Below are 12026 nucleotides of genomic sequence, written 5' to 3'. Positions count from 1 at the left end.
TCCGCTGATCCTGCATCGGGTGCCGCGGTGAATGCCGGTGATACGGTGACGTACACGGTGACGGCTGAGAACACGGGTGATACCGTGCTCGACCCGGTGTCGGTCTCCGACGATCTTTCGGCGGTGCTCTCGAGTGCCGAGTACAACGATGACGTGAAGGCCTCGGTCGGAACGGCATCGGTGGCTGAGAACACGTTGAGCTGGAACGGGACGCTCGCACCGGGCGCTTCGGTGACGATCACCTATTCCGTGACGGTGAACGAGGATGCCACGGGCGTGCTGCTGCACAATGTGGTCGAAGGGGCGGGTACTCCGCTGATTCCTGAGGATCCGAGTGACCCTGAGAGCCCGACGACGCCGGGAGATCCGATCACCCCGCCTCCGGCTGAGACGGAGCACCCGGTCGTGAACCCCGGGTTCGCGGTGTCGAAGTCCGCTGATCCTGCATCGGGTGCCGCGGTGAATGCCGGTGATACGGTGACGTACACGGTGACGGCTGAGAACACGGGTGATACCGTGCTCGACCCGGTGTCGGTCTCCGACAACCTCGCCGAGGTGCTCGCGTACGCGAGCTACAACGGTGACGTCTCCGCGACGACCGGCGACGTTTCGATCACGGGAGACGAACTCAGCTGGAACGGCGCATTGCCTGCCGGCGAGCGCGCCGTGATCACCTACTCGGTGACCGTGAACAGCGACGCGAGCGGCGAACTGCTCTCGAACGTCGCCGACGGCACGGGAACCCCGCAGATCCCTGAAGATCCGAGCGACCCCGAGAGCCCGACGACACCCGGTGACCCGATTGCTCCGCCTCCGGCTGAGACGGAGCACCCGGTGAACACCCCGGGCTTCGAACTCAGCAAGTCGGTTGATCCTGCCTCAGGAAGCACTGTCGACACCGGCAATGTGCTCCGTTACACGGTGACCGGCGAGAACACGGGTGAAACCGTGCTCGACCCGGTGTCAATCACAGATGACCTCTCCGAGGTGCTCGCTCACGCGACGTACAACGGCGACGCGGCGGCCGCAATCAACGGCGTTCCCGTGGCCGCACCGACCGTCGCAGGCGAGGAGCTCAGCTGGAACGGCGTGCTCGAGGCCGAACAGACGGTCACCATCACCTATTCGGTGACGGTCGGCCCCGAGGCCGCGGGTGAGAACCTCGTGAACGTCGTGACCGCCGAAGCGACCCCACCCGGTGGCGACGAGAACACGATCGTTCCGCCGCCCGTCGAGACAGACAATCCAGTCAATGTACCGGGCTTTTCCGTATCGAAGAGCGCCGATCCAGAGGCCGGAAGCCGGGTCGATCCGGGAAGCGTCGTCCGTTACACGGTGACGGGCGTCAATACGGGCGAGACGGCCCTCGATCCGGTTTCGATCGTGGACAACCTCTCCGGCGTGCTCGCCCACGCCGACTACAACGACGACGTCGCAGCCTCGATGGGGTCGGCGACGCTCGAGGGCGACGAACTGGTCTGGAACGGCGCTCTCGGCATCGGTGAGCGCGTGTCGATCACCTACTCGGTGACGGTGCACGGCGACGCCGGCGGCGAGACGCTCCGCAACGCGGTCGCGGGCATTGCGACGCCGCCAGGCGATGCGCCTCCGATCGAGACGCCCGAATCGACGACCGAGCATCCGGTGAACGAGCCCGGCTTCGAGATTGCGAAGTCTGCAAACCCTGCGACGGGCGATGCAGTCGATCCTGGCAGCGTCATCACGTACACGGTGACCGGAGTCAATACGGGGCAGACGGTGCTCTCGCCGGTTGAAATCTCGGATGACCTCTCCGGGGTCTTCGCGCACGCCTCCTACAATGGTGACGTCACTGCGTCGAACGGCGAGGCCCTCGTGAACGATGAGAAGCTCCACTGGCAGGGCGAACTCGGCATCGGCAAGCGCATCTCGATCACCTACTCGGTGACCGTGAACAGTGATGCCGGCGGCACGACCGTGCGCAACACTGTCAGCGGCGAAGCCACGTCTCCCGGCGGCAACTCGATCACCCCGCCGCCCGTCAGCACGGAGCACCCGGTGAACGCCCCGGGCTTCGAGTTCTCGAAGACGGCCGACCCCGCTTCCGGGAGGGCGGTGGCTGCTGGCAGCATCGTCAACTACACCCTCACCGGTGTCAACACCGGTGCGACCGACCTGAACGAGGTCACGATCACGGATGACCTCTCACGGGTGCTGAAGCATGCGAAGTATCAAGGTGATGCTGTTGCGCAGATTGGGCAGCGCGAAGCGGCCGGAGTGGAATTCGCAGATGACGAACTCCTCTGGAAGGGCGGGCTCGCCGTCGGCGAGACGGTCACCGTCACCTACTCGGTGCGGGTCAATGAGAACGCCGTAGGGCAGCTTCTCGAGAATGAGGCCGTTGCTTCGGCAACGCCTCCGGGCGGCGCCACGATCAATCCGCCCGCCAGCGCCACCGAGCATCCGGTGAACTCGCAGTTGGCCGTAACGGGTGCCCGGGCCTTGCCCTGGCTGGCACTCGGTGCACTGCTCGCTGCGGGCGGAGGTCTGCTGATCACGCGGCGCCCGAGAAAGGCCGTTCGTTAGCCTCGATTGAAGGACCCGTACCCGAAGGTCCGGGTCGCACGCGTGAAGCATGCGACCCGGACCTTTCGCGCGCATAGGCGGAGTGTTGAGTGCGCGGAGCAGCGAGAGCGGCGAGCGTATGGAATCGTGAAGGCGCAGGCCGGCTTCTTCTACACTGAGGAAGGCCCGGTGAGGCACGAGGCGCCGAGACTGCTTGATTCGATCCGAAGGGGGCGTTGTTTGGCATGACCATCAGTGGAGTTCCTCGCATTCCAACCTGGGCGCTGCCGCGGCCCAGGTTGAGTGCCCGCTTCGACGACGAGCACACAGTGGTTCTTGCACACGCTCCTGCCGGATACGGCAAGACGGTGGCGATGGCACAGTGGGCCGCTGAGGCGGAGGCGAGCGGGGTCTGGCTCCGTATCCGAGAGCGTCAGCTCGGGGCGGGCGCATTCGTCGAACTGCTCTCTCGAGAGCTGGAACTCTTAGGTTTATTGGCGAGCGAGAATCCGCTGAGGATGGCGGCCGACGCTTTGGCCGGCGGCGCCGATGCGTGGCAGCTCGCGCGAGCGGGCCTCCGCGGTCTGACCGGGCCCTTCGTGCTCGCAATCGATAGCTTCGACCACCTGCATCGCGATACTCAGCTCGCGCTTCTCGATCTCGCGCACGAGCTGAGCTCGCTGAATATCCGCGCGACAGCTCGCCAGCAGAGCATCCTCAACGAGCCGGCGCTGCTGCTTACCTTGGAACTCGCCCGAATCGATGCGTCCGAGCTCGCCCTCACGACGGCTGAAGCGGCCGAGATCCTGGGCGTTGATCCCGCATCTGATGCAGTGGCCGAGGTACTGGCCCAGGGAGGAGTGCCACTCTTCGCGAAGTTGATGGAGACCGCGCACGCAGGGGAGGGCGAGCACGGCGCTGAACCTTCGCGAAACAGACCGCTGGGATCGACGCTTTCCGCCCTCGTCGACTCCTTCATCAGGCTGCAACTCGCGTCGGTACCCGTCGACGATTCCTTCATGAGCTTTCTCACGGCTGTCTCTCCAGCGGAGATGATGGACGCCGATCTTGCTGCCGAACTCATGAGCGTTGCGCGCGGTGGAGTTCGTGCCATCGGTGAGGCCCCGAGTGCAGATGAGGTCGCATATGCCAAGGCAATGCTCGATCGCGCGGAAGCCGAGGGGCTCGGGCTCTGGAACATCAGCCCCGGGCGCGCTTCGAGCTTCAGCTTCACTCCGCTCATTCAGGAGTCGTTCGAGCGCCGTCTGCGAGCGAGCGGACCTGGGCGGGTTCGAGAGCTCACGATCACCGTCGCCCACTGGGAGCTTGCCGTGGGGTTTCCGTTCGCAGCACTGCGGCGAGCGGTGCAGCTCGAGGACTGGGCCTTCGCCTCACGAGTCATACGTCTGCACTGGAACGAGCTGTTGCGCAATCACGGGGAGCAGCTGCGGCAATTGTTCCGGGGCACTCCGCTCGCCGTCTTGCGGAGCCACCCCTTCGTTGCAATGCTGCTCGCGCTCGACGCGAACCGTCAAGGGCGAAGCCGCTTGCGTGCGCTCGAGTATTTCGCGCTTGCGCGCTTCGCGGCACGCAAGTACCGCGTCAACTCGAGCCCAGCCGACCGCGCGGTGCTGCGGGCGATCGAGACGGCATCTCTGCGCGTCAGCGGACAGTTCACGGCAGCACTCGCGCCTGCACTTGACGGGTACGAGACTGTGCTGGCGATGAGCCCGGCCGACCGCGACGAGCTCGGGCGCACCGAGCCTACGGTCCTCAACCAGTTCGGAACGACATTCTTCTACTCGGATCTCGAAGAGGAGGCGCTCGCAGCCTTCGCGCGATCGACGGCGGTGGGAGAAGCGAAGGGCCTGACAGCTGGATTGCAGGGGATCGCACTCTCCGCCGGAACGCTCGCGATCGGAGGAGATATGCCTGAAGCGCGCGGGCTCGTGGGGGAGGCTGCGGGCCTTACCTGGCCGGAGGGCTGGCTGACGGGATACATGGGCAGCTTTCTGCAGCTCGCCGAAGCGACGCTCGCTCTCGAAGCCTTCGACACCGACACCGCGGAGCAGCATCTGCGATCGCTCGATGCTCACCGGGAGACCATCGAGCACTGGCCGCTTCTCGCCCACGTCGACGCGCTCATCGATCTGCTGCGCGGCGAGATCGACCGGGCGCGCTTCCGGTTGCACGCGGAAGTCAAGATGCAGCAGCGGCGCCGAGCGGTTTCGCCACAGACGATGTCGCGGCTGGCGCGCACCCGAGCGCTGATCGAGCTCGCGGCTGGCAACCCGTTCGCGGCTGAGAAGGCGCTCGGCACGCGGCACACGGCGCGCACGTTGATCGGGCTCGCGCGGGTCGCCCTGGTGCGCGGCAAACCGGAGCACGCCGTGCGGCTGCTGCTGCAGGCGGGGCAGTCGGACGGGTTTGAGCGGCTCTCCTCGCGATCGGAGGCGGAGCTCCTCACCCTGCGCGCCGGAGCGCTCTCGCTCATGGATGATCAGAAGCGGGCGGACGTCGCAGTGCGCACAGCGCTCGAGTTTCTGCAGCAGCGGGAGCAGGGGCTCGCTCTCGCGATGATGCCGGCCCACGCTCTCGACGCCGTCTTCGTCGTCGCCGACCGAGCCGGTCTGGCCGGTGCCGAATCTCGCCGGCCGGGCGCCCGCCCGCCCGCGATGATCCCCGCGAGCCGGCCGAAATCTGTCTTCACCCCGCGCGAACTCGCCCTGATCGAGGCGCTTCCCCGCACTGCGAACAACGCGGAGCTCGCTCGGTCGCTCTCGATCTCGCCCAACACGGTGAAGACGCAACTGCGGGGGCTCTACCGCAAACTCGGGGTGGGTACGCGGGCAGACGCCTTCTCGGCCATCGCCGCCATGGGCTTCAGCAATGATCCAGCTGAGGTCGCGGAATCGTCGCTCGAGCCCTTCGAATGAGCGCCGGGAATCACGATAGGAATCCGGTGATGCCGATGCGGGTGCGCACCGCGCTCTGGGGGCTCGCGACTTGCGGCGCCGTCATCTTGTCGATCACCCTGTGGCCGACTCCCGTGGATCGCGGCGTGAACGGGGTGCTGCGCGATATCTTCGACGTGCTGCACGCGCACGGCGTCATGCCATGGTTCGGGTACGCCGAACTCGAACGGCTCGCGAACGTCGTGATGTTCGTGCCCGTGGGGTTCTTCCTCGCGCTCCTGCTCCCGGGCGCGTGGCGCTGGCTCGCGCTGCTCCTGACCCCGGCTGCATCGGCGATCATCGAGACCACGCAGTTGCTCGTGCTGCCCCAGCGATTCGCCACCTTTGCCGACGTTGTCGCGAATTCGCTCGGAGGGTGGATCGGCGTGGGATTCGCGGCGCTGCTCATGCAGCTGCTGCACGCGAGGGATCGCGAGCGCGCATCAGCTCTGCGCCGCGAGGCCTGATGCGCCCCAGCCATGCACAGCGCTGTGGCTTCTGCAGAAAATTGCGGCACCTGCAACGGACTGCGGCCCCTGCCGCGTCGTGATGACGCCGCAGGGGCCGCAGTGTGTCTCGCTGATGCGAGGTGAAGCAGGTTAGACGTTGCGCTTCTTGCGAGCAGCCGATGCGGCGACGAGGCCGCCACCGACGAGCGCAAGCGCGCCTGCACCAATGCCGGCCCACAAGAAGCTCTGGTCGCCACCGGTCACCGCGAGGCCGCCGTCGCCAGCGCCGTTGGCAGCAGCTGCCGCACCAGCGCCTGCGCCGCAGTCACCAGGCAGACTCAGGGTCCAGGTCTTCGCCCATGCGCCCTGCGCTGCGTTCACGTTGTAGTCGCAGTAGCCGTTGGCCGGCAGCGTCACGTTCATGTTCAGCGAGCCGCTGGCGTCGGCGAGAAGGGTCTGGCCGAGCGTGTCGGCGCTCTTGAACAGCATCGCCTGTGCAATGCCGCCGCCGTCGGCGTTCGCACCGTTGAGGCTGACCTGAACGCCCTCGTTCGGGGTTAGACCGCTCACCGAGATCGATACCGTGTCGCCGGGCTGCAGGCCAGCCGTCTGCGACACCGACGAGGTGACCTGGTCGGGGTAGTCGGTTGCATTGGCAATGGTCGGCAGCGTGAGGAGCGCGGCGCCCGCGAGTGCGGCGCCGGCCGCAACCTTAGTAAACGAATTCTTCATGTTGTTTCCCTTGCAGATGTCGTTAAGAACGTCATGGATCGGGAAGCAAGCGAAGAATGCCCCCTACAGCCGTAATCAGATTAGCAAACTATCAGCATCCATAGTCAACCGTATTGAGAACTTCATGGTAGAACGTAGGCGTTTGCCCCCACTCGACCGAGGAAATGTTTCGTTGCGGGGCGGCGTAGAGCAGTTCCAACGTGCTCGACTGCCCAGGTGCAAGCACCGGATTCCACTGCGCGAGAGATCGGTCGAACAGGCTCAGCGATTCGCCCGCGTTCTCCGACGACCCATCGACTTGTTGACTGCGCAGCGTGTAGCCCTCGGGTGCGAAGAGCCGAGCGACGGTCGAGATGGATCCCGGTGAGACGTCGAACGCCCCACCGCCGGTGATGTACTTCGGCAGCGCTTCTCCCGCATCAGCCGGGGCCGTGTTCGTCATGGTGTATCGCACGACGACCTCGCCGGGCTCGGCTTGCGTGCTGCACGCCTGACCCGACATCTCGACCTTCGTCGACAGGTAGTAGTCCATCTTCGCGCCGGTGCCGTCGTTGAGCTGCATGGTGAACCGCGCGTTCTCGTCGGCGATGTGCGAGAGCGTGCCCGCGAGCACTGTGCGTGCGATCACCGACTGCTCGGCGCCGACGCTGCTCCACATCTTGATGCGATCCTCCTGCGCTCCGCGAGTCAGCGCGGTGACCAGCTTCTGCGCGTCGAAGTCGCCGCTGCTCACCGCAGTGAAGACGCGAGACGACGCGTCGGCGAAGAACGCATCTTGTGCGCGCGGGTCTTCGTAGCGCAGGTAGACCTCGTGCAGCAGCAGGTCGACCGCGTTCTCACTCGTGAGCACGTCGCCCGTCGCAAGCTCGATCGGCCCAGTGGCCTCGAGCAGGTATGACAGCGTGACCGGATCAATGGTGACCACCGCTTGGGGGCGCGTGCCGAAGTTGCGCTCCCACATGGTTGCCGCAAGTTCACCGGTCATCGGGAACTCTGGAAGCATGGTGACGTTTTGAATCCAGAGAGCCGGCTTGTCGCCGTAGACACCGCGAATTTCGGCCGGAAGCTGCGTGACCGGTTCGTCGTAGGTGGGGAAGTCGCTGCTTGAGGCCTGCTGGGCGAGTGCGATCTTGCCGTCCGTGGCGTTGACCAGTGCGAGGGCGCCGGGAATGCCGACGGTCGAACGCACCTCGGCGTTGTTGAGGAACAGCAGGAGCGTGTCGCGGGAGCCGCCGGAACCCAGCATGCCGGGCAGCAGTGACGAGACGTCGTTCACGACGCCGACCCCTGAAGCGACGGGTTGCAAGAGCTCCGTGAATTCGTCGACGGCGTCGGCGAGCTGAGGCACGAGAGCATCTCGGTCGATCTGGCTCATGTTCGCGGTGACGCGCTTCATCTGCAGATCTGCGCTCGCGCTCGCGTCTTGCATGCTGACGAGTGGTGCAAGGTCCATGCGACCGCCGTCGAAGGTCAGCGACTGATGCACAGCGTCCGCGTTTGCGGCGAGCGGCGCACCGACCGAGCGTACGACCGTATCGAGGGACGCGGCGGTGACGCGAAACGCCTCGAGGTTGCTGCCGGCCCACGGCAGCAGCTCTGCGCCGCGCCAGATCGGGTCGGACGTGAGCCCCGCGGCTCGCTGCGTATGTTCGCCCAGCTCGTCGATCTGGCCACCCATATTCGTGGGGTCCGCACTGAACTGCTGCTGCAGCTCGGTCGCGCCGCTTCGGGCCTGCTGCAACTCGCCGTAAGCGAGCCAGGCGCGAACGCCGACCCAGGCCCCTGCGAGCACGAGCAAGCCGAGTACTGCACCGACCGTCCACCAAATCGCACGCCTCGTGCGCTGCTGCTGCGTGGGCCGTCGTCGGTGGCTCTTCTGCATCGAGTTCCTCGCCTCGTACTTCACGGTCACTCTAGAGTAAACGTCATGATCAGAGAGAACCTTACCGGTCCTGGCTCACAGACGGAGCCGCGCTGGGGAGAATGGGTGATTGCACGGAGCCTCATCATTCTGGTCGTCGGGGTGCTGGTCGCGATGCTCGCTGCGAGTGCCATGTTTTCCGTCGCCACCGCGACGCTCGTCTCGGTGCTGCCGATCTGGGCTGCGATCGTCATCGCCGTGCTCTGGGCGGTGCGCAAGGAGGGAAGCGGACGCCTGGTGCGCGACCTGCGCCTGCGTGTGCGCCCTATCGATATCGTCATTGGTCTGCTTGGCGGCGTTGCGCTTGCGCTGATCGGCGTGGTGCTTACAGCGGCGATCTCGGGCCGCTCGCCATTCGGCGGTACTGGCATCGAAGTGGTGAATGGGGGGCGGCCCTTGAGCTACTGGATGGCCGCCCTCGCGCTCCCGCTCGTAGCTGCCGTCTTCGAGGAGGTGTTCTTCCGAGGTCTCTTGCAGCCCGCGTTCTCCCGGGTTTCGTCCGGTCTGGGTGTCGGCCGCGGTGTGGCTGCGACACTCGGTATCGCTCTGACGACTGTCTGCTTCGTCGCCTTTCATCTGGTGCTGACTCCGAGCGGGGGCGCAGCAACTGCCGTGGTGCTGCTCATTGTTAGCGTCGCCTGCGGCGTCGTGGCACAATTGCGGGGCACGATCGGCTCTGCTATCGCGACCCACCTCGTATACAACTACGTCGGCAGTGTCAGCCTGCTGGCACGCTGGGACCTGATGCACGTTTAGGCGACAGTTTGACCTGACCTATGGCCGGGTTTCCACTCTCGATCGCTAGCTTCCGGTGGTGGTGAGGGGCAGCGGGGTGCCTGCGAGGTGTCACGTGCTGTGGGGGAGGAGTGCCGGCGGCGACGATTGTAGAACACCTCGATGTAAACGAAGATCGCGTTCGCCAGCTCGATCCGGGCTTGCACTTCTTTCGATTCAGCAGCTCGATCTACATCGTCGACCAGAACCATTCCATCATCGCATAGTTCAGCCGTCACCGACTGGTCCGAACGATGGCAGCAGGCCGGCGGAGCGGCACTTCTGGGTGAAGATGGACTCCGTGATAGGCGTGCGAGATGCCTCCAAGGCCTGGTCGCCGTGCTCGAGTGGCCATGTCTATGGCGTTCACCACCTGAGTGGAGTCTTGTTTAGAGCCGACGGCCCAGCCGATGATCTTGCGGCTGCAGGCATCGAGCACTGCGGCGCAGTAGATCTTGCCGTCACGTATGGGAGCTCGGTGTGTCCGTGCCCGTAGTTCGGTCAGAGCGAGGCGATGGGACTTCCGACTCACCAGGTCATCGGCTGTGGCAAGGCCTTTGAGGCGCTTGATGTGGGTGGGCCCGGGGATGCCTCCGATTCTCGCGCGAGTCATCACGACCGAGACCAGCCGGCTCGAGCAGGAGATGTTCATGCCGAAGGTGAGCTCGGCGTGGATGCGGCGGTGTCCGTAGGTGCCGCGAGAGGCAACTTGGAGCTCGCGGATTAGGCCGGTGAGCCAGCGGCGGCGGAGCTCGGTGGCGCTGGTGGGGCGCGTCCAGCAATGGTAGTAGCCCTGACGGGAAACGCCAGCAAGCGACACCAGGGGTGCACGGGGCTCCGGCGTCGACGAGTCGGTCGATCACCGGGCGCGCCCTTTTCGGAGGGACTTCTCCCTGCTCATTGAGCCTCGTCGCGGCCCGGCGGAGGATCGCGATCTCCTGTTCGAGCTGCCGGACACGATCGCGCGCCGCGCGGAGCTCGGGGATTCTTGACTGCTTTGTCCCGGCCGGCGGCCATGGCTGACATCGTCCTGTCGCGGCCCAAGATGTAGGGTGGCCTCGTGGACGCCGAAGTCCTGCGCGGTCTGCTTGACCTGGCGGCCCTCGCGGACCAGAGTGATGGCACGGGCTCCGGGGGGGGGGATTCGGGAAAATGCGGGCGCGGCATGCGGTGAGCCTTCCATGAAGACCATCGAGTAGCGACGTCAGCTGGAGATGAAGCCGTAGGCAGGTCACACTGTCGCCTAAGCGTGCATTAGACCTAAAATTTTTGCTCAGTTCCGCTGGAAGCTACGGCCCGCCTACGCAGTAACTACATTTCGACGTTTGACATATTTCATAGATCCAAAATAGGCAAGTGACAGGTGATAGGCTCCGAGGGTGCAGAAATACCGCGTTAGCACAAAGACGTGGCTGGCTCTTTTGGGGGTTTGGGCTGTTCTAGGTCTTCCCCAGCCGACCTTTGTCCCTGGGAACATAGTTATCGCAACTGGAATCCTCCTTTCTGCTTTGACGCTGCTTTCCCATTTTCGCGAAGTGAGAATATTGCCAGTTCCGCTTTTCCTTGTTGCGTTGGCGCTCCTCTCTCCCCTTTGGGGCGGAGAATCAGAGTCTTTCGCCAAGGTCTTTATCTTCTGCCTCAGTACTTGCAGTGCTCTTGTGTTCGCCAGTTACCTATCCCCTCGTGAGGCCATATCAATCGTCAACGCTGGATGTCACATTGTCGTGATGATCACAGTCGTGATGGTGGTGGTAAGCCCACATCTCGCTTTCGATCAGCGGTGGCCGAACGCTGGTACACTTTCGGGCCCTTTCCCCCACAAGAACATCTTGGGTTCCGTTCTCGTAGTAGGGGTGCTGACATCTATCTTGATGCGCAGAGGCAGATTTGCAGCGATTCGAATGGTTTCTTGGATGGCGGTTTACGGGGTACTGCTCGCTATGGCGCAGTCCTCGTCGGCTCTCGCTCTCGCCGCTTTTGCTGCCGTGAGTAGTTGGGTCCTCATGCGATGGTCACGCGCTGATGCTGGTTCGCGACATCTGAGCGCCTTTCTAGCGCCTGTCTTGGTGGGATCGGTACTCGTGATTGCCTGGTTCAACCAAAGTTTCTTTTTGGGGCTTTTCGGTAAAGACGTTGGATTGTCCGGTCGAGACCGGATCTGGCGGTCAACGATCGTTGCGTGGGAAGAACGACCTTGGCTGGGTTATGGCTGGTCAACTGCATATGACGAGTCGAGCATTTCGGCGAATATCATTCAATCGGCCACCGGATGGTTTGTTCCGAGCTCGCACAATGGATATCTATCTATGCTGCTGCAACTGGGCGTGATCGGAGCCATCGCCTTAGTATTTTTTTCCGCGCACTGCTTGTTCCGCTCGCTGCGAACAATGGTCATGACTCCGTCGAGAGAGCGAATCTGGATCTTCATGGTCGTTGCGTTGTTCGCACTTAACAACGTGATTGACTCACGACTCGACTCGATAAATTGGTTTCTCGTTGTCTGCGCGGCCGTGTGGTTGAAGAAGCGGAAGCAGGAGCGAGAGCCCTATCAAGCGGCCATATCACACTCTTATTCCGCGCCCCCTCAAAAGCGTTCGCGTGCAGTAGTCCGGCAAAATTCTTCTCCGCGTATCCGAGCTCGATCAATCTGAA

General features: G+C 64.1%; 7 protein-coding genes and 1 pseudogene. 5 read left to right on the top strand and 3 right to left on the bottom strand.

Going from position 1 to position 12026, the window contains the following annotated elements:
* The 3 genes from WFH23_RS06080 to WFH23_RS06070 form a co-directional block, all read left to right on the top strand.
* Positions 1-2565, top strand: a 2565-nt coding sequence (locus WFH23_RS06080; protein ID WP_336661922.1) for a DUF7927 domain-containing protein, incomplete at its 5' end; no start/stop codon positions are given.
* 308 nt (positions 2566-2873) lie between these two features.
* Complete coding sequence (locus tag WFH23_RS06075) at positions 2874-5480, top strand: LuxR C-terminal-related transcriptional regulator (protein WP_336661921.1); 2607 nt, start codon at positions 2874-2876, stop codon at positions 5478-5480.
* Between the two features lie 29 nt (positions 5481-5509).
* Entirely contained in the window at positions 5510-5965 is a 456-nt protein-coding gene (locus WFH23_RS06070) for a VanZ family protein (RefSeq protein WP_336661920.1), read from the top strand.
* A gap of 132 nt (positions 5966-6097) precedes the next feature.
* Here the strand turns inward: WFH23_RS06070 and WFH23_RS06065 are convergent, their stop codons facing one another.
* Positions 6098-6679, bottom strand: coding sequence for a hypothetical protein (locus tag WFH23_RS06065; protein ID WP_336661919.1), 582 nt, complete (start codon positions 6677-6679; stop codon positions 6098-6100).
* Positions 6680-6770: 91 nt separating this feature from the next.
* Positions 6771-8561 carry a DUF4012 domain-containing protein gene (locus WFH23_RS06060; protein ID WP_336661918.1) on the bottom strand — a complete coding sequence of 597 codons (1791 nt, stop codon included), beginning with the start codon at positions 8559-8561 and terminating at the stop codon, positions 6771-6773.
* Positions 8562-8606: 45 nt separating this feature from the next.
* Here WFH23_RS06060 and WFH23_RS06055 point away from each other — a divergent pair, with 45 nt between their 5' ends.
* Entirely contained in the window at positions 8607-9356 is a 750-nt protein-coding gene (locus WFH23_RS06055) for a CPBP family intramembrane glutamic endopeptidase (protein ID WP_336661917.1), read from the top strand.
* Positions 9357-9401: 45 nt separating this feature from the next.
* On the opposite strand, the pseudogene WFH23_RS06050 reads toward WFH23_RS06055, so the two are convergent.
* Positions 9402-10557, bottom strand: a pseudogene (locus tag WFH23_RS06050) (IS3 family transposase).
* A gap of 196 nt (positions 10558-10753) precedes the next feature.
* Here WFH23_RS06050 and WFH23_RS06045 point away from each other — a divergent pair.
* On the top strand, positions 10754-12025 hold the full coding sequence (locus tag WFH23_RS06045) for an O-antigen ligase family protein (RefSeq protein WP_336661916.1): 1272 nt from the start codon (positions 10754-10756) through the stop codon (positions 12023-12025).
* Position 12026 lies beyond the last annotated feature (1 nt).

Origin of the sequence: Leucobacter sp. USHLN154 (assembly GCF_037145595.1) — a bacterium.
Lineage (GTDB): Bacteria > Actinomycetota > Actinomycetes > Actinomycetales > Microbacteriaceae > Leucobacter > Leucobacter alluvii.
Note: the sequence above shows the minus strand (reverse complement) of the source record. Positions and strands in the feature narration are given on the sequence as shown.